The organism is Bacillus sp. HMA207 (assembly GCF_003402455.1).
Taxonomy (GTDB): domain Bacteria; phylum Bacillota; class Bacilli; order Bacillales; family Bacillaceae_G; genus Bacillus_A; species Bacillus_A cereus.
Window position 1 is genome coordinate 640,681 of the sequence record NZ_BEZT01000001.1, and the last position, 19,262, is coordinate 659,942.

A 19,262-nucleotide genomic window follows, 5' to 3' on the forward strand; every position below is an offset into this window, starting at 1 on the left:
GAGAAAGGCGATGTCCATTGATGTTGGATTAATATTTCAAATCGCCGGAATCGGCATTGTTTTAGCTTTCATTCATACTGTACTAAAAGAATTGAAGCGTGAGGATATTGCAAATTGGGTTATCCTTGTCGGTTTTGTCGTCATTTTATTTCATGTTGCATTTTTAATTAATACGTTATTCGACAAGATTAAAAGTGTCTTTCTCTTCCAGTAAAGGAGGCGGTTCGAATCGAAATTATACAAATTGTCGGATTAGGCCTCGTTGCTACGTTTTTAGCTGCTGTTTTGAACCAGCATAAATCTAGTATTACATCTTTATTTATTGTGTTCGTAGGTAGCGTGATGTTTCTTATTTTAATCGATCAAATTCATTCTATTTTACAAATGATTGAGAGAGTTGCGAGTGAAGCGAAAGTTAGTAACGTCTACGTGGAAACGTTACTAAAGATTATTGGAATTGCTTATATTGCCGAGTTTGGAGCTCAAATTACAAAAGATGCTGGTCAAGGTGCCATCGCTTCGAAAATTGAACTTGCTGGGAAAATCTTAATTCTCGTTATGGCAATTCCTATTTTGACGGTTGTAATTGAAACTATTCTCGGATTTTTACCGACGGGATAAGGGGGAGTGAATGTTGAGGAGGTTTGGAGCTAAGCTGCTATTTGCTTGCTTCCTTTTCTTTTCTTTACCAGTTGTTGTACAAGCTTCTCCTGTAGAAACAAACGTCGTTGATCAACAATTGGATAAGCTCGGAATTGAAGATGTGAAGCAATTTTGGGACGGGCTTGTTACAAAATATGGAGGCTATTTGCCAGAGAGTCAAAAAGGGAGTTTTATGGAGTTTGTAAAGGGAGAAAAAGAATTCTCTCTAAAAGAGTGGATGATAGGGTTATTAAAATATTTATTTCATGAGCTTGCAGCTAATGGAAAACTGCTTGGCACACTCATTATGCTCACAATCTTTAGTGCATTGTTGCAATCACTGCAATCCGCTTTTTCAAAAAGTAGTGTAAGTAAAATTGCTGATGCTGTTGTATATATGGTACTTATTATTTTTGCTTTAAATAGTTTTTATGTCGTTATGACATATGCAAGAGAAACGATACAAACAATGGTAGATTTCATATTAGCGCTATTGCCAATTTTATTGGCGCTTATAGCGACTGGTGGCGGGGTTGTATCTGTATCTTTCTTTCATCCGATTATCATTTTCTTAATGAATACAAGCGGGCTTCTTATGAATTATATCGTTCTACCGCTTTTATTACTGGCAACGATATTAAGTATTGTAAGTACAATGAGTGATCAATATAAAGTGACGAAATTGTCCAAGCTTCTGCAAAACGTTAGCGTTGGGATTATCGGTATCTTTTTAACGATTTTTTTAGGGGTATTATCTGTACAAGGAACAGCAACAGCCGTTGCTGATGGAATAGCTGTGAAAACTGCTAAATTTGTAACAGGGAACTTCATTCCAGTAGTCGGAAGGATGTTTACAGAAGCGGCAGATACTGTTATTAGCGCATCAGGATTATTGAAAAACACAGTCGGAATTATTGGGCTCGTCATTTTATGTTTAATTGTTGCTTTTCCAGCGATTCAAATTTTCTGTATCGCATTTATTTATAAATTCGCAGCAGCAGTATTGCAACCGGTTGGCGGCGGAGCAATTATTCAATGCTTAGACATTATTGGACGAAGCATCATTTACGTATTTGCTTGCTTAGCTATCGTATCATTTATGTTCTTTTTAAGTATTACAATTATTATTGCTGCGGGGAATATTACACTTATGATGCGGTAGGAGGTGAAGAGTATGCAATTTGTTACAGAGTGGATCAGAAATATTATCGTTTTTTTGCTCTTAGCGACAATGCTTCATCTTATTCTTCCAAATTCGAATTTGCAAAAATACGTTAAATTCGTTGTAAGTCTTTTGTTAGTCGTATTAATTTTAACACCTCTTTTTAAACTATTGCAGACAGATGTAAATGAAGTAATTGCAAATTTTAATGAAGAAAAGTACGTAGCAGAAGGATCTGTAAAAAATTCAATAGATTCGAAGAAAAAAGAAATACAAGCTCTAACACGTGCATATAGTTTAGAAGAGATGGCTACCAAAATGAAAAAAGAAGTAGGAAAAGAGTTTGAGAAACAGTATGGTATGTCAGTCTCTGAAATACAAATAGTCGCAGCGGAAAGCACAGCGGAAGTAAAGTCAGCGAAAGATATTCAATCTGTTGTTGTGACGTTAAAAGAAAAAGAACGTAGTAAAAATGATGCAATCGAAACAGTAAAACCAGTTGAAATTAACACGAAAGAACCACCGAAAAAAGTAGAGGAAACGAATGTAGAAATGAAAGACTTCTTTTCAAGCAGGTGGCAACTAGAGAATAAACAAATCCAAGTTCAAATGGAAGGGAGGACAGGTAGAGTAAATGGACAATAAAGATAAAAATTCGAAGTTCTCATTTTTTCGAAACTTATTGAATGGAGATGAAAAAGAAAGTAATGAGAAGGGAAGAAAGGTAACACCTAAGTTCTTACTTGTCCTACTCATACTTGGAATGTTGCTTATGTTTTCTAGTAGTTTTTTTTCAAGTAAAAAAGAAGAAGTACCTGTATTTAAAGAACAAAAAACTCAAAACCAGGAAAAAGATGTACCAACTTTTGGACAAAAAAATAATGATAATATGTCAAATGTAGAAAAATATGAAAAAGCGTATGAACAAGAATTAAAAACTGCTTTAGAAGAAATAGCAGGAGTAAAAGACGTAACGATTAAAGTGAATTTGGATTCATCTGAAGAAAAAATTTTAGAAAAAAATACAGTGAAACGCTCACAAACAACAGGTGAAACAGATAAAACAGGCGGTAAGAGAGAAGTAGAGGACGAGTCTCTTGATGAAAAGACTGTCATTATACGTGAAGGGGATAAAGAAACTCCTGTTGTTTTACGAACAGAGAAGCCGAAAGTACGTGGTGTTCTTGTCGTAGCAAAGGGAGTGGATAATATACAAGTTAAAGCAATGGTAAAAGAAGCTGTGATAAGGCTGCTAGATGTACCGGCCCATCGCGTTTCAGTTTCACCGAAAAATTGATAGGGAGGAAATAAAGTGTTAAAAAAACAAACAGTTTGGCTATTAACGATGTTAAGTTTAGTTGTTGTACTATCTGTGTATTACGTGACAACTCCTGACAAAATGAATACAGCATCGCCAGCAACAGGTGAAAAGATTGGACAAGAAAAACAAGGTACTGATAAAGCAGTAACAAACGAAGCGCCTAAAGAAACTCCGAAAAAAGAAAATACAAGCAAAGAAACAACAAATAAAGAAACAGACAAAAAAGAAAATGCAAAAAAAGAAACAAGTAAAAAAGAGGGCAATGTATCAGTTCAATCAAGTGATGAGAATTTCACAGCTTTACGTATGCAAATGGAAGATCAGCGTAGTGAAGAGAAAGCAAAATTACAAGAAGTGATGAATTCTTCGAAATCTTCAGCGACAGAAAAGAGTAAAGCGAAAGATAACTTTGATGCAATCACTACAATGGAAACGAAGCAAGAATTACTTGAGACAGTAATTAAATCTCAAGGAGGATATCCAGATGCTCTTGTAAGAGCTGATGGTACTGATATTAGAGTAACGGTTAAAGCGGCAAAACATTCACAGAAAGAAGCAAATAAAATTATTCAACTTGTAAGAAGTGAAGGCGGATCAAAAGATGTAGGTGTGAAATTTGATCCACCAGCGAAATAAGTGAAACTTTAATCCGTAGGGATTTCCCTGCGGATTATTATCTTTTACTAAGCAAAGGGTATGCAAATAGTAAAAAGAGTATGTAAGTACGTGTGAATAGAAAAAAGCTATCATTTTCGATAGCTTTTTTCTATTTCGTCTTTGTAATTATTTTTACTATGTTCAACTCGGAACGGAGAAATACGTTGTGAGTAAAAGATTAGTGGTTCATGGTACTGATGATTACTTTTTCCGGATTTGACGTGGATGAAAAGAACGCATGCCCAAACGATTACAGCAGGTAAAAAGAGAATGAGCCATATCATATTTCCACACCTCGACACAATATATTTTCTACACTTTGAACATACTATTCTTATATGAAGGAATGATGAACGGCGTGTAAACAAAAAAATAATATTTGGTAAAAATATGTTATTGACTATAGGTGTGGTGAAGAGTGGAGAGGGAATGGCATGTTTGCTGTGTAACGTTTTGAAAAAGTAGTGAATGTTTTTTTAGAAGTGGTCTTGCCAATTTCATGTGAAACTTGGTATTATTACTAGGTATTAAATTTTTTATTGGAATAATATTTTTACAGGAATTTCGATTTATTATAAAGAAATATAAATTGGAATGTTTAAAAAATTTATCGTAAGATGGAAATAGTAAATATTTCTATTAGTTAATGAAATATATTTTCTAATAGAGTACATCGTATTTTTACAGTCAATCTAGTTTTCGTGACGAGAATCTGTAAAAACGGGACAAACAAGAGTATGGGAGTGGATTTTACATGTTTAAAATTCAAGAAGTTCGCGAATTAATTAAATTAATTGATAGCTCTAATATTGATGAATTTGAATACAAAAAAGACGGTACAACAATCAAAATGAAAAAGCGTGGTAATGAAGTTGTTGCTGTGCAAGCACCTGCAGCAAAACAAGCTATGCAACCAGTAGCGCCTGTTGAAGTTGAAACGAAAGTAGCAGCAGCACAAGCAGAAGCACCAAAACAAGAAGAGAAGAAGGCTGTTCAAAATGAAAACCTACATAAAATCACATCACCGATGGTAGGTACATTCTATTCTTCTTCTTCGCCTGATACCCCTCCATATGTAAGTGTTGGGGATAGAGTATCGAAAGATTCTATCGTATGTATTGTCGAGGCTATGAAGTTATTTAACGAAATTGATGCTGATGTAGAGGGCGAAATTGTTGAAATTCTTGTTAATAACGGACAACTTGTTGAGTATGGACAACCGCTATTTCTTGTAAAAGCGTAATAAGGGAGTCTTTGTGATGATAAAAAAAGTATTAATAGCCAATCGTGGGGAAATTGCTGTACGAATTATTCGTGCTTGTAAAGAAATGGATATTGAAACAGTTGCAATTTATTCAGAAGCAGATAAAGAGTCACTTCACGTACAGATTGCAGACGAGGCGTATTGTGTAGGACCAACGATTTCGAAAGAAAGCTATTTAAATTTGACAAACATTATTAGCGTTGCGAAGTTAACAGGCTGCGATGCTATTCATCCGGGATACGGATTTTTAGCAGAGAATGCAGATTTCGCAGAGTTATGCCGTGAATGTAACTTGATTTTTATCGGTCCAAGTCCAGAAGCTATTTCAAAGATGGGCACAAAAGACGTTGCTCGTGATACAATGAAAGAAGCAGGGGTTCCGATTGTACCAGGTTCACAAGGGATTATTAAAAATACCGAAGAAGCGATCGAGCTTGCTAATCAAATTGGATATCCAGTTATTATTAAAGCGACTGCAGGTGGCGGCGGAAAAGGTATTCGTGTTGCACGCCATGAAGAAGAGCTTATAAAAGGAATTCAAATTACACAGCAAGAAGCTAGTACCGCTTTTGGGAACCCTGGTGTATACTTAGAAAAGTACGTTGAAGATTTCCGCCATGTTGAGATTCAAATAATGGCAGATACACACGGAAATGCCATTCATTTAGGAGAGCGTGATTGTACAATTCAGCGCCGTTTGCAAAAACTATTAGAAGAAAGTCCATCACCTGCACTTGATGAAGATATTCGCAAGCAGATGGGTGAAGCGGCAGTTAAAGCGGCGGTAGCGGTTGATTATACAGGTGCTGGTACGGTTGAGTTTATTTATGAATATAAAACGAAAACCTTTTATTTCATGGAGATGAATACGAGAATTCAGGTTGAGCATCCGGTTACTGAAATGGTAACGGGAATGGACTTAATTAAAGAGCAAATTCTTGTTGCTTCAGGAGAAAAGTTATCGTTACAGCAAGAAGAAGTACAATTTAATGGTTGGGCAATTGAATGTCGAATTAATGCGGAAAACCCTGCCAAAAAATTTATGCCATCTCCAGGTAAAGTAGAAATGTATTTACCACCAGGAGGATTTGGTATTCGCGTCGATTCAGCTGTATATCCGGGATATTCAATCCCACCTTTCTATGATTCGATGGTTGCTAAATTAATTGTTCACGGAAAAACACGTGAAGAGGCAATTGCAAAAATGAAGCGCGCACTTAGTGAATTTGTCATTGAAGGCGTACATACAACAATCCCGTTCCATTTGCAATTGCTAGATCATCCTGATTTTGTAAAAGGTGAGTTTAATACGAAATTTTTGGAAGAGCATGAACTTGTGACGCAGTGATACATTAAAGGAGGTTTTTTTCATGGCTGAACATATGTTAGATATGGGTCAAGATACAACTCTTGGTAAAGTAGAAATTGCACCAGAAGTAATTGAAGTAATTGCAGGTATTGCAGCTGCAGAAGTAGAAGGTGTAGCGGCAATGCGCGGTAATTTTGCTACAGATGTTGTTGAGAAGTTAGGTAAGAAAAATCATGGTAAAGGTGTAAAGGTTGAATTAGCAAACGAAGATATTATCGTTGACCTTTATGTTGTAATGTATTTTGGTGTAGCAATTCCAGTTGTTGCACAAAAGATTCAAGACAGTATTCGCCAAGCACTCTTTACAATGACAGGACTTGAGCCAAAAGAAGTGAATGTTCACATCGTTGGCGTAACATTCGAAACACAAAAAACAGAAATCGAACCAGTGTAAGAATGAAAAGGTGCCTAGTAACATAGGCATCTTTTTTATCGTTTCATTTCTTCACAAATTACAACCCTCTAATTATTATACTATTTCAAAAAATAAGAAATAAACAAGAAAATGTTTCGTTTTTCCAAAAAACGTACATTGTGATAAGATATGGAACTTGAAGTTAATCTTTTTATTATTTTTCAGCCTTGTAACCCGTGTGTGAAACGATAAATTGTGTTATTATCATTGTATTATAAGGTTGGAAAATCAATGAAAACTGTAAGAGTAAGTGAATTGACGGCTTATAAATTATAATAATATAACAAAGTATAAGGAAAGACTTGAAGCATAAAGGAGAGTTACAATGAAACGTAGGACGGCTAGAGAAAGAGCAATGCAAGCATTATACCAAATGGATATTACAGGTGAATTAGAACCGAAAGTAGCAGTGGAAAACACGCTAGATGAAGGCGAAGAAACAAATGAGTTTCTAGAGTCACTTGTAGTAGGTTTTGTAGAAAATAAAGAAGCAATCGATGAAGCGATTCGTCAAAATTTAAAAAAGTGGAAGCTTGAGCGTATTAGTATTGTTGATCGCAGTATTTTACGTGTAGCTGTGTATGAAATGAAATACATGGAAGAAATTCCACACAACGTAACAATTAACGAAGCAATTGAAATTGCTAAAACATTTGGGGATGAGGAATCTCGTCGTTTTATTAACGGCGTTTTATCTAATATAAAAGATACACTGTAAATTCTTTAAGGGGGAATCTTAAAATGGTAGCAGTAATCATCAAAGGAAATGAAGTTGCGGAGAAAAAACGAGCACAATTAACAGAAGAAGTTGTGAAGTTGAAAGAGCAAGGTATTGTACCAGGATTAGCAGTTATTTTAGTTGGAGAAGATCCAGCATCTCGTTCTTATGTGAAAGGAAAAGAAAAAGGCTGTGAACAAGTAGGGATTTACTCAGAGCTAATTGAACTTCCTGAAACAATTACTGAGGAACGTTTGCTTGCTGAAATCGATCGCTTAAATGGCGATGACCGTATTAATGGCATATTAGTGCAATTACCTTTACCAAAACATATTGAAGAAAAAGCTATCATTGAAAGAATTTCACCAGAAAAGGATGTAGACGGATTTCACCCAATCAGCGTGGGACGTATGATGACGGGACAAGATACATTCCTTCCATGTACACCGCATGGTATTTTAGAATTAGTAAAAGAAACAAATCTTGATATTTCTGGAAAACATGTAGTAGTAATTGGAAGAAGTAATATTGTCGGTAAACCAGTGGGGCAATTGTTTTTAAATGAAAATGCCACTGTCACATATTGTCATTCTAAGACGCAAAATATGAAAGAGTTATCGAAGTTAGCTGATATTTTAATCGTAGCTGTTGGACGACCTAAAATGATAACAGCGGATTATATTAAAGAAGGGGCGGTTGTAATTGACGTTGGTGTTAACCGTTTAGAAACAGGAAAACTTTGTGGTGATGTTGACTTTGACAACGTGTTAGATGTTGCGGGTTACATTACACCTGTGCCAAAGGGTGTTGGTCCAATGACAATCACAATGCTTCTTCATAATACTGTTGAATCTGCCAAACGTGCAGGTGTCGTTTGTAAATAATTTGAGTCGGCTATGAGGAGAGAGAAATGGAGAAGCAATATTTAACCGTTACAGCGTTAACACGCTATATAAAAACAAAAATAGAATATGATCCGCATTTGCAGTCTGTTTGGTTAAAAGGTGAAATTTCCAACTTTAAAAATCATAGCCGTGGCCACATGTATTTTACATTGAAAGATGAAAATGCAAGAATCGCAGCGGTTATGTTTGCGGGCCATAATCGTAATATTAAATTCAAACCGGAAAATGGGATGAAGGTACTCGTGAAAGGGAAAATCTCTGTTTACGAGGCGAGTGGTTCTTATCAAATTTATATTCAAGACATGCAGCCTGACGGAGTCGGAAATTTACATTTAGCGTACGAACAGTTAAAAGTTCGTTTAGAAGAAGAAGGACTTTTTTCTCAAGTTTATAAAAAAGCGATTCCTCCTTACGCTAAAACAATAGGTGTGATTACGTCGCCAACAGGAGCAGCGATTCGTGATATTATAACAACGATTAAACGTCGTTATCCAATTGGGAATGTTATTGTATTTCCGGTACTTGTACAAGGGGAGTCAGCGGCTCCCTCGATTGTACAAGCGATTCGTACAGCGAATGAAATGGGAGAGATAGATGTACTAATCGTTGGTCGTGGTGGAGGTTCTATTGAGGAATTATGGGCTTTCAATGAGGAAATGGTTGCAAGAGCAATCTTTAAGAGTGAAATCCCTATTATTTCGGCAGTAGGCCATGAAACGGATTTTACAATCGCAGATTTTGTTGCGGATTTACGCGCGCCAACACCGACCGCAGCAGCTGAGCTGGCAGCACCTAACATTATAGAGTTACAAGAAAAGGTATTACAAAGAACTCTGAGATTGCAAAGAGCAATGAGAGAGTTAGTACATAAAAAAGAAGAAAAACTACAAGTGTTGCAAAAATCGTATGCGTTCCGTTATCCAAGACAAGTATATGAGCAAAAGGAAGAGCAATTAGATAGAGCGCTAGAACAGCTTGTTTTAGCGAAAGAGCGCTATATTGATAAAAAGGTGAATCAGTTAAAGCAACTTTCATTTTATTTAGAGAAGCACCACCCATCTCAAAAAATTATGCAAACGAAGGTAGCTGTGGAAACGTTGCAAAAGCAATTACAACGTGAAATGCAAACGTTACTTCAAACGAAAGAATTTGCCTTTATAAGAGCTGCTCAAAAACTTGAAGCGTTAAGTCCGCTTAAAGTAATGATGAGAGGGTACGGGCTTGTATATGATGAAGAGAAGCAAGTGTTAAAAAGTGTGAAAGATGTAAGCCTTGGAGATGCTGTTTCAGTTCAATTACAAGATGGAATACTAGATTGTAGCGTATCAGGCATAGAGGAGCGTGAATTGAATAATGGAAAATAAATTAAGCTTTGAAGAGGCAATTTCGCAACTTGAGCACCTTGTTTCTAAGCTAGAACAAGGTGACGTACCTTTAGAAGAAGCGATTTCTTATTTTAAAGAAGGTATGGAATTATCTAAGCTTTGTGATGAGAAGCTGAAGAATGTACAAGAACAAATGGCAGTTATTCTTGGGGAAGATGGAGAGCTTGAACCGTTTACTGCTTTAGGAGATGAAGCATAGTGACGATTGCTTTTGATACTTTTTTGAAAGAAAGTAAAACTTTCGTAGAAGAAAAACTTGTAAGCTATGCAAATGGATTACAATGTCCAAATGTACTTCGTGAAGCGATGGCATATTCTTTGGAAGCGGGTGGAAAACGTCTCCGCCCGTTACTTTTGTTTGCAACATTACAAGCGTTTGGGAAAGAAAGAAATCTTGGAGTAGGTGCAGCTTGTGCTCTTGAAATGATTCATACATATTCGTTAGTTCATGATGATTTACCTTGTATGGATGATGATGATTTAAGAAGAGGAAAGCCCACAAATCACAAGGTATTTGGTGAAGCGATGGCAGTTTTAGCAGGAGATGGCTTATTGACATACGCTTTTCAAGTTATTATGGCATATGAGCAAAAAGAAATTTCTGCTGAAAAAAAAGTAAGACTTGTACTTGAACTCGCAAAAGCAGCAGGACCAGAAGGAATGGTTGGCGGACAAGTGGCAGATATGGAAGCGGAAGGGAAACGCCTTACGATTGATGAATTGGAGTACATCCATAAACATAAGACCGGAAAACTACTTGAATTTGCTGTACTTGCGGGTGCGATACTTTCTGATGCGACAGAAGAGCAAGAAGAAAAGTTGCTTACGTTTGCCAAATATATCGGTCTAGCTTTCCAAATTCGAGATGATATTTTAGATGTCGAAGGAACTGAAGAAGAGATTGGAAAACCGATTGGTAGCGATCTTTCTAATGAAAAGAGCACATATACGACGTTGTTTACTGTAGATAGAGCAAAGGATATTTTAGAAGAAACAATTGCAGAAGCAAAAGGTGCGATTAGCTCCTTGCAATTACAAGATGAATATTTACTATCTATTTGCGATTTGATTGCAAAACGTAATAACTAATATAACAGCGTTTTCATTTGTTGAGTCATTCATCATTTTATGATATAAATGTAGGAAAAGGTTTTTCTTTTCTTGTTATTGGCAAAAATATATGTAGATTACATTGCCGTTATCACTTCGTGTTAGCGGCTATTTTTTTCATCGCCTAAAGAAATATGGTTTATAATAGGATTAAGGCGCAATAGACTGGTTAATAGCGGGACAAGACGAAAAATAGAAAAGAGAATTTCTTGTTTTGTGTAAATGTTTTTTATAATATTTGACATGTTGACAGATTATGAAATGAAAGTGAGTGATCCATGTGGATCTAACGCAAATTCAAAACCCTAGTTTTTTGAAAGATATGTCTATCAGTGAACTAGAGGGATTGAGTGAGGATATTCGTAAGTTTTTAATTGAAGAGCTCTCTCAAACAGGTGGACATATTGCACCTAATTTAGGTGTAGTAGAACTCACAATTGCTCTGCACAAATTATTTGATAGCCCGCAAGATAAATTTTTATGGGATGTAGGACATCAATCCTATGTACATAAAATTTTAACTGGACGCGCGAAAGAGTTTGGTACATTAAGGCAATATCAAGGTCTATGTGGTTTCCCGAAACGTTGTGAGAGTGAGCACGATGTATGGGAAACTGGTCATAGCTCGACTTCGTTATCGGCTGCAATGGGAATGGCTCTGGCACGTGATTTAAAGAAAACGAAAGAATATGTTATACCAATTATTGGAGATGGTGCTTTAACAGGCGGAATGGCTTTAGAAGCATTGAACCATATTGGACATGAAAAAACAGACATGATTGTTATTTTGAATGATAATGAAATGTCAATTGCACCAAACGTTGGTGCGCTTCATAATGTGCTCGGTCGTTTACGTACTGCAGGAAAATATCACTGGGTAAAAGATGAATTAGAGTATATATTAAAGAAAATCCCAGCAGTTGGCGGGAAAGTGGCTGCGACAGCAGAGAAAATAAAAGATAGTCTTAAATATTTACTAGTATCCGGTGTATTTTTCGAAGAGTTAGGCTTTACATATTTAGGTCCAGTCGATGGACATGATTATGAAAAGTTATTCGAAACGTTGCAATATGCAAAGAAAACAAAAGGCCCAGTACTCGTTCACGTTATTACGAAAAAAGGAAAAGGTTATAAACCGGCTGAGAGTGACGTTATTGGAACTTGGCATGGAACAGGACCTTATAAAATTGAATCAGGTGACTTCGTTAAGCCGAAAGAAGTTGCACCAGCATGGAGTGCTGTCGTTAGTGAAACAGTACTTAAGCTAGCGAGAGCAGATGAGCGTATCGTAGCAATTACACCTGCAATGCCTGTTGGATCAAAACTTGAGAAATTCCAAAAAGAATTCCCAGATCGTATGATTGATGTAGGTATTGCAGAACAGCATGCTACAACAATGGCAGCAGGTATGGCAACGCAAGGAATGAAGCCATTCTTAGCGATTTATTCAACATTTTTACAAAGAGCATATGACCAAGTTGTTCATGATATATGCCGCCAAAATTTAAATGTTTTCATCGGAATAGATCGTTCGGGATTAGTAGGAGCAGATGGTGAAACGCATCAAGGCGTATTTGATATCTCATTCTTACGTCACTTGCCGAATATGGTGCTTATGATGCCGAAAGATGAAAATGAAGGGCAACATTTAGTTTATACGGCGATGCAATATGAAGATGGACCAATCGCATTGCGTTATGCGCGCGGTAATGGACTTGGCGTTCATATGGATGAAGAATTAAAGGCGATTCCAATCGGTACGTGGGAGACGTTAAAAGAGGGTACACAAGCAGCTATTTTAACGTTTGGTACGACAATACCAATGGCAATGGAAGCAGCTGAGCGTCTTGAAAAAGCTGGGGTTTCAGTGAAAGTAGTGAATGCTCGCTTTATTAAACCAATGGATGAAGCATATTTACATGATCTTCTAGGAAAGAATATACCGATTTTAACGATTGAAGAAGCTTGTTTAATCGGTGGTTTTGGAACAGGAGTAGTTGAATTTGCATCTGAAAATGGTTACCATAGTGCATTAGTTGAACGAATGGGTATTCCAGATCGCTTCATAGAGCACGGGAGTGTAACAAAATTATTAGAAGAAATTGGTTTAACGACAGATGCTGTTGTAGACCGTATTCATACAATGATTCCATCAAAACAAAAAAGGGCGTAACAAATGAGCGTAAAAAAAGAAAGAGTAGATGTACTATTAGTAGAGCGAGGACTTATAGAAACGCGTGAGAAAGCAAAGCGCGCCATTATGGCCGGACTCGTATATGCGAATGAGATGAGACTTGATAAGCCAGGAGAGAAAATCTCGCAAGATACTGAGATTACGGTGAAGGGACAAGTTATGCCGTATGTAAGTCGTGGTGGTTATAAACTTGAAAAGGCATTAGAGACATTTCATCTTGATTTACAAGATAAAGTTATGATAGATATTGGTTCATCAACTGGTGGCTTTACAGATTGCGCGCTTCAAAATGGAGCGAAATTATCTTATGCATTAGATGTAGGATACAATCAACTAGCGTGGAAATTACGTCAAGATGAGCGTGTTGTTGTAATGGAACGAACAAACTTCCGTTACGTGACACCAGCAGACTTAGAACGTGGTTTACCTCAATTTGCAAGTATTGATGTTTCATTTATATCATTAAAGCTTATACTGCCAGTTTTAAAAACAATGCTTATGCCTAACGGAGATGTAGCAGCGTTAATTAAACCGCAGTTTGAAGCTGGAAGAGAGCAAGTTGGGAAAAAAGGTATCGTTCGCGATAGAAAAGTACATGAAGCTGTTGTAGAAATGATTGTCGAGTTTGCTTTAAAAGAAGGCTATGATGTGGAAGGTTTAACATTCTCACCAATTACGGGTGGGGATGGTAATATTGAATTTTTAATTCATCTGAAATGGCATGGTGAACGTGAGAATGGCGAAAATCATTCTCCGATTTCTATAGAGCAAGTTGTTACAGAAGCGCATGAAGTTCTAAAACAAAAAGGGAAAGGGGAATAACATATGTTGTTCCTCTTTTTGCTGTAATTGTATAATGATTGTAAAAACAATTGTGTACAAGAAACGAATTATAAGTTAACATAAATAAGTGAAGTATACCAATGTTTAAACTATGGTAAGAGATAGTGTGAGGTGCAAATGTATGAATAAAGGTCAGCGCCATATTAAAATCAGGGAAATTATTGCAAACAAAGAAATTGAAACACAAGATGAATTAGTTGATATTTTACGTAATGAGGGATTTAATGTAACGCAAGCAACAGTATCGCGCGATATTAAAGAACTGCACTTAGTGAAGGTGCCATTACATGATGGGCGCTATAAATATAGCTTGCCAGCAGATCAACGATTTAACCCGTTACAAAAATTAAAACGAAATCTAGTGGATTCATTTGTAAAATTAGACACGGCAGGACATATGCTTGTGCTAAAAACATTGCCTGGTAACGCTCATTCACTTGGAGCACTTATTGATCATTTAGAGTGGGATGAGATCATCGGAACCATCTGTGGTGATGATACTTGCTTAATTATTTGCCGTACACCTGACGATACAGGTGTTGTCTCTGATCGTTTCTTAAATATGTTGTAACAAAAAATCTTGTTTGCTTTCCATCGTAAAGTGGAAAGTGAACAAGATATTTTTATTGGTTAAAAATATGAATTTTCAATTGTAATATAATATTTTGTTTGCATAAAGTTAGAAAATAGATGGATTGACCCGTAAAACAAATGTTTGGTACAATGAAGCGGGTTAGAAGAGTATATACATACAAATATATAGCATGATTATTTGAATGAAGAACTGAGAAAATCCTTTAGTAAGGGATTATTTTATAACGAGGTGAATGGGGCATTGTTATCGGAATTATCGATTAGAAACTTTGCTATTATTGAAGCATTAAATATTTCTTTTCAAAAAGGTTTAACGGTTTTAAGCGGTGAAACAGGGGCCGGAAAATCGATTATTATTGATGCAATTAGTTTACTTGTAGGTGGCCGTGGGTCAGCAGAATTTGTTCGATATGGAACAGAAAAGGCTGAGATTGAAGGGCTATTTTATGTTGAAGATGAGAAGCATCCATGTATTGAAAAGGCAGAAGAGTTAGATATAGAAATAGAAGATGGCATGATTATTTTAAAGCGTGATATTGCTGCGAACGGGAAGAGTGTATGTCGTGTAAATGGGAAGCTTGTTACACTTAGCATATTAAAAGAAATTGGGAAAACACTTGTTGATATTCATGGACAGCACGAAACGCAAGATTTAATGAATGAAGAACGACATCTGTTTATGCTTGATCACTTTGATGGGGATCGAATCGTTAAACAATTAGACATATATCAAAACGTATACGCTGACTATGAAAAATTAAAAAAACAATTGAAATCGTTAAGTGAAAATGAGCAACAAATGGCACATCGCTTAGATTTAATTCAATTTCAGCATGAAGAAATTCGCAAGGCGGATTTAAAGATGGATGAAGAAAATGAATTAACTGAGGAACGATTGCAAATTTCTAATTTTGAAAAGATTTATAAAGCGTTAGGTGATGCATATCGTTCGTTAAGTGCCGACGGACAAGGGTTAGATAATGTAAGAAGTGCAATGGGGCAAATGGAAAGTATTACACATTTAGATGAAGTGTATCAGGAAAATCATGATTCAATTGCAAATAGCTATTACTTATTAGAAGAGGTTGCCTATCAACTGAGAGAAAAGCTCGATATGATGGAATATGATCCAAATCGTTTAGATGAAATCGAAACACGTTTGAATGAAATTCGTATGCTAAAGAGAAAATATGGAAATACTGTAGAAGAGATTTTAGCGTATGCTGATAAAATTGAACAGGAAATTTTTACGATTGAAAATAAAGACGTTCATATTGAAACGACGAAGAAACAGTTGAAGGAATTAGAAAGTGTTATTCTGAAAGAAGCAACGTTGTTAAGTAATATGCGTCATGAACTTGCAGAACACCTTACAAATGCAATTCATCAGGAATTAAAAGAATTATATATGGAAAAAACGAAATTTGAAGTGAGAATTATGAAGAGAGAAGGAAATGCAGAAGAGCCCCTTGTGGAAGGTGCGCCGGTAAGACTTACGGCGGATGGTTACGATCATGTGGAATTTTATATTTCAACGAACCCAGGAGAGCCGCTAAAACCACTTTCAAAGGTTGCTTCTGGCGGAGAGTTATCTCGTATCATTTTAGCTTTAAAAAGCATTTTTTCTAAGCATCAAGGAGTTGCATCTGTTATTTTTGATGAAGTGGATACGGGTGTAAGTGGCCGGGTCGCGCAGGCTATTGCGGAAAAAATTTATCGAGTATCAGTAAACTCGCAAGTACTTTGTATTACGCACTTACCTCAAGTAGCTTCAATGGCAGATTCACATTTATTTATTCGAAAACAAGTAGCGAATGATCGGACAATTACATCAGTTACTGTTTTAACTATGGAGGATAAAGTAACAGAAATAGCTCGAATGATTTCTGGTGTGGAAATCACAGATTTAACGACGGAGCATGCGAAAGAATTACTTACGCAAGCACATCATTTTAAACAGACAGCAGAGGCTATCCAGTAATGGATAGCTTTTTTTCTCAAATGACGATTTCTTAATTCTTCCGGTTATAAATAAAGCACTGCAAGGAGAGATTAAAAAGTGAAGCCAAGAGGCTGAATGTGGGGTAGGAGCGAGGAGAGTGAACAAGTTGAAATTAGAAAAATTTCGAAAAATAATAGGTCTTTGTCTCCTTGTTTCTTTAGTTTTTATTGGATGTTTTAAACCGCTTCGAACGTTTATTTCATCACCGAAACAACTTGTTGTTTTTGAAGGACAACAATCAGAAATATCATCATTACCAGTTTTCAAAGCTTCATCCACAAATCGTCATGTATTTACAGTGAGTTCGAATGAACAAAAACAAGGACTTATGGTAAATTCTCATCAAAATGGTGAAGCTGATATGGTATTTCAGCTTGCTGGTTTTCCAGTGAAAAAAGTAAATGTGAAAGTGTTAAAAGATTTTAAAGTGATTCCAGGTGGACAATCAATTGGTGTGAAATTAAATACAAAAGGTGTACTTGTTGTAGGCCATCATTTAATTCAAACTGAAAAAGGTAAAATATCTCCTGGTGAAATAGCAGGTGTACAAATTGGAGATATGATTACTGAAATTAATGGTAAAACAATTGAAAGAATGAGTGATGTAGCACCGTTTATTCATAATAGTGGAGAAACAGGTGAACCGCTTAATCTTGTATTGTTAAGAGATGGAAAATATATTCGTACGAAGCTAACTCCACAAAAAGACAACGGTGAATCGTCTTATCGAATTGGCTTGTATATCCGTGATTCGGCAGCTGGAATTGGAACGATGACATTTGTTCATCCAGATTCTATGAAATATGGGGCACTTGGTCATGTTATTTCTGATAATGATACGAAAAAGCCGATTCAAGTCGAAGATGGACAAATTATGCGCTCGACAGTTACATCAATTGAAAGAGGTAGTCATGGGAATCCAGGGGAGAAATTAGCAAGATTCTCACCAGACCGTGAAGTGATTGGCAATATTACAATTAATAGTCCATATGGTATTTTTGGAAAATTAAATACGAATATGAAAAATGGTATAATGGATAAAGCGATGCCTATCGCATTATCTCATCAAGTAAAAGAAGGACCGGCAAAAATATTAACAGTTATTGATCAAGATAAAGTAGAAGCGTTTGATATTGAAGTTGTTAGTACAGTGCAACAAAAATTCCCAGCCACAAAGGGTATGGTAATAAAAGTAACAGATAAACGTCTATTAGCGAAAACGGGCGGTATCGTACAGGGAATGAGTGGAAGTCCAATTGTACAAAATGGAAAAGTAATTGGTGCTGTTACACACGTATTTGTAAATGATCCAACATCAGGATATGGTGTTCATATTGAATGGATGTTACATCAAGCTGGAATTAATATTTATGATCAAGAGAAAAAAGCGAGCTAATATATATTATTAGCTCGCTTTTTCTGTTGAAAAATTCGTTGAAATTTTGTAAAAGCTCCGCAAGAGGTGTTTTTTGTTGTAAAATAAAAGGAAAGGGTTGAACGTTTCGTTGTATTTCTATGATGGAATGTGTTGCGAAAGGGAATAAATGAACGATAAACATATTTTTTTGTGATTTTATCGGAAAGTAAGAAACTTTAAAAGGGAATTTTCACACAATTGTCGAACAATTCATGTAGCCTAGAAGGATACACATGTCGGAGAATCGATTCGGTAAGGGAGGAAAAGCTGTGGAGAAAATTAAAGTATGTCTTGTGGATGATAATAAAGAATTAGTATCAATGTTAGAGAGCTATGTAGCCGCTCAAGATGATATGGAAGTAATCGGTACTGCTTATAATGGTCAAGAGTGTTTAAACTTATTAACAGATAAGCAACCTGATGTACTCGTTTTAGACATTATTATGCCACACTTAGATGGTTTAGCTGTATTGGAAAAAATGCGACATATTGAAAGGTTAAAACAGCCTAGCGTAATTATGTTGACAGCATTCGGGCAAGAAGATGTGACGAAAAAAGCAGTTGACTTAGGTGCCTCATATTTCATATTAAAACCATTTGATATGGAGAATTTAACGAGTCATATTCGTCAAGTGAGTGGTAAAGCAAACGCTATGATTAAGCGTCCACTACCATCATTCCGATCAGCAACAACAGTAGATGGAAAACCGAAAAACTTAGATGCGAGTATTACGAGTATCATTCATGAAATTGGTGTACCCGCTCATATTAAAGGATATATGTATTTACGAGAAGCAATCTCCATGGTATACAATGATATCGAATTATTAGGATCGATTACGAAAGTATTGTATCCAGATATCGCAAAGAAATATAATACCACAGCAAGCCGTGTGGAGCGCGCAATTCGTCACGCAATTGAAGTAGCTTGGAGCCGTGGGAATATTGATTCTATTTCGTCCTTATTCGGTTATACAGTATCCATGTCAAAAGCAAAACCTACGAACTCTGAGTTTATCGCAATGGTTGCGGATAAGCTGAGACTTGAACATAAAGCTAGTTGAGAGTAAAAGTAGTAAGGGATTTAAGCTTTAGTAAAGCTTAATAATTCTTGAAATTGATACTCGATATCAAATTTAAAGCCAATAAACTTTTTAATGAAAGACCAATGAATGTTATAATTCGTTGGTCTTTTTATTTTGTTGAGAAAAAGAGATTATTTGATAGTGTGGAAAATAAAACCTATTTTCAGTAATATTACATG

Annotated in this window: 21 protein-coding genes; 20 read left to right on the top strand and 1 reads right to left on the bottom strand. The window is 36.1% G+C overall.

The genetic code is table 11. The features are described from left to right. Positions 1–10: 10 nt before the first annotated feature. Genes spoIIIAC through HMAS_RS03560 form a run of 6 tightly spaced genes read left to right on the top strand, consistent with a single transcriptional unit; the run spans position 11 to position 3,761 of the window. Positions 11–214, top strand: a complete 204-nt coding sequence (gene spoIIIAC / locus HMAS_RS03535) for a stage III sporulation protein AC (protein ID WP_000020914.1) — start codon at positions 11–13, stop codon at positions 212–214. A 23-nt stretch (positions 215–237) separates the two neighbouring features. Continuing rightward, positions 238–621, top strand: coding sequence for a stage III sporulation protein AD (gene spoIIIAD, locus HMAS_RS03540; RefSeq protein ID WP_077393170.1), 384 nt, complete (start codon positions 238–240; stop codon positions 619–621). A 10-nt stretch (positions 622–631) separates the two neighbouring features. Further along, positions 632–1,804 carry a stage III sporulation protein AE gene (gene spoIIIAE / locus HMAS_RS03545; protein WP_000946110.1) on the top strand — a complete coding sequence of 391 codons (1,173 nt, stop codon included), beginning with the start codon at positions 632–634 and terminating at the stop codon, positions 1,802–1,804. A gap of 12 nt (positions 1,805–1,816) precedes the next feature. Next, positions 1,817–2,449 carry a stage III sporulation protein AF gene (gene spoIIIAF, locus HMAS_RS03550; protein ID WP_001161052.1) on the top strand — a complete coding sequence of 211 codons (633 nt, stop codon included), beginning with the start codon at positions 1,817–1,819 and terminating at the stop codon, positions 2,447–2,449. Then, a complete protein-coding gene (gene spoIIIAG, locus HMAS_RS03555) occupies positions 2,439–3,101 on the top strand; it encodes a stage III sporulation protein AG (protein ID WP_000368881.1) in 663 nt (220 codons plus the stop codon). The genes spoIIIAF and spoIIIAG overlap by 11 nt, the downstream gene beginning before the upstream one ends. 15 nt (positions 3,102–3,116) lie before the next feature. Next, positions 3,117–3,761 carry a SpoIIIAH-like family protein gene (locus tag HMAS_RS03560; RefSeq protein WP_000914709.1) on the top strand — a complete coding sequence of 215 codons (645 nt, stop codon included), beginning with the start codon at positions 3,117–3,119 and terminating at the stop codon, positions 3,759–3,761. Between the two features lie 110 nt (positions 3,762–3,871). Here the strand turns inward: HMAS_RS03560 and HMAS_RS03565 are convergent, their stop codons facing one another. After that, positions 3,872–4,066 (bottom strand): hypothetical protein, encoded by a 195-nt coding sequence (locus tag HMAS_RS03565; protein WP_000638000.1) that lies wholly within the window; start codon positions 4,064–4,066, stop codon positions 3,872–3,874. A 470-nt stretch (positions 4,067–4,536) separates the two neighbouring features. Here HMAS_RS03565 and accB point away from each other — a divergent pair, with 470 nt between their 5' ends. The 14 genes from accB to spo0A all read left to right on the top strand — a co-directional run bounded on the left by accB (position 4,537) and on the right by spo0A (position 19,062). Beyond that, on the top strand, positions 4,537–5,025 hold the full coding sequence (gene accB, locus HMAS_RS03570) for an acetyl-CoA carboxylase biotin carboxyl carrier protein (RefSeq protein WP_000472859.1): 489 nt from the start codon (positions 4,537–4,539) through the stop codon (positions 5,023–5,025). Between the two features lie 16 nt (positions 5,026–5,041). Beyond that, positions 5,042–6,394 (top strand): acetyl-CoA carboxylase biotin carboxylase subunit, encoded by a 1,353-nt coding sequence (gene accC, locus HMAS_RS03575; protein WP_000592870.1) that lies wholly within the window; start codon positions 5,042–5,044, stop codon positions 6,392–6,394. A 22-nt stretch (positions 6,395–6,416) separates the two neighbouring features. Next, entirely contained in the window at positions 6,417–6,809 is a 393-nt protein-coding gene (locus HMAS_RS03580; protein WP_025709790.1) for an Asp23/Gls24 family envelope stress response protein, read from the top strand. 346 nt (positions 6,810–7,155) lie between these two features. Next, positions 7,156–7,548, top strand: coding sequence for a N utilization substance protein NusB (gene nusB / locus HMAS_RS03585; RefSeq protein ID WP_000830247.1), 393 nt, complete (start codon positions 7,156–7,158; stop codon positions 7,546–7,548). Positions 7,549–7,571: 23 nt separating this feature from the next. Beyond that, entirely contained in the window at positions 7,572–8,432 is an 861-nt protein-coding gene (gene folD, locus HMAS_RS03590; protein ID WP_025709791.1) for a bifunctional methylenetetrahydrofolate dehydrogenase/methenyltetrahydrofolate cyclohydrolase FolD, read from the top strand. A 26-nt stretch (positions 8,433–8,458) separates the two neighbouring features. Next, positions 8,459–9,817 (top strand): exodeoxyribonuclease VII large subunit, encoded by a 1,359-nt coding sequence (gene xseA, locus HMAS_RS03595; protein ID WP_044307233.1) that lies wholly within the window; start codon positions 8,459–8,461, stop codon positions 9,815–9,817. Next, the gene (gene xseB / locus HMAS_RS03600; RefSeq protein ID WP_000428423.1) at positions 9,807–10,037 is read left to right on the top strand and encodes an exodeoxyribonuclease VII small subunit; all 231 of its coding nucleotides are present in this window, start codon (positions 9,807–9,809) and stop codon (positions 10,035–10,037) included. Before xseA ends, xseB begins: the two co-directional genes overlap by 11 nt. After that, the gene (gene ispA, locus HMAS_RS03605; protein WP_000150380.1) at positions 10,037–10,927 is read left to right on the top strand and encodes a (2E,6E)-farnesyl diphosphate synthase; all 891 of its coding nucleotides are present in this window, start codon (positions 10,037–10,039) and stop codon (positions 10,925–10,927) included. Before xseB ends, ispA begins: the two co-directional genes overlap by 1 nt. A 301-nt stretch (positions 10,928–11,228) precedes the next feature. Next, entirely contained in the window at positions 11,229–13,121 is a 1,893-nt protein-coding gene (gene dxs, locus HMAS_RS03610) for a 1-deoxy-D-xylulose-5-phosphate synthase (protein WP_000366452.1), read from the top strand. 3 nt (positions 13,122–13,124) lie between these two features. Next, positions 13,125–13,964, top strand: a complete 840-nt coding sequence (locus HMAS_RS03615) for a TlyA family rRNA (cytidine-2'-O)-methyltransferase (protein WP_000111875.1) — start codon at positions 13,125–13,127, stop codon at positions 13,962–13,964. Positions 13,965–14,106: 142 nt separating this feature from the next. After that, complete coding sequence (gene argR, locus HMAS_RS03620; protein ID WP_001032580.1) at positions 14,107–14,556, top strand: arginine repressor ArgR; 450 nt, start codon at positions 14,107–14,109, stop codon at positions 14,554–14,556. Between the two features lie 264 nt (positions 14,557–14,820). After that, positions 14,821–16,560 carry a DNA repair protein RecN gene (gene recN, locus HMAS_RS03625; RefSeq protein WP_000947767.1) on the top strand — a complete coding sequence of 580 codons (1,740 nt, stop codon included), beginning with the start codon at positions 14,821–14,823 and terminating at the stop codon, positions 16,558–16,560. A gap of 118 nt (positions 16,561–16,678) precedes the next feature. Then, entirely contained in the window at positions 16,679–17,977 is a 1,299-nt protein-coding gene (gene spoIVB, locus HMAS_RS03630; RefSeq protein WP_002024767.1) for a SpoIVB peptidase, read from the top strand. Positions 17,978–18,267: 290 nt separating this feature from the next. Continuing rightward, positions 18,268–19,062 (top strand): sporulation transcription factor Spo0A, encoded by a 795-nt coding sequence (gene spo0A, locus HMAS_RS03640; RefSeq protein ID WP_011110369.1) that lies wholly within the window; start codon positions 18,268–18,270, stop codon positions 19,060–19,062. Positions 19,063–19,262 lie beyond the last annotated feature (200 nt).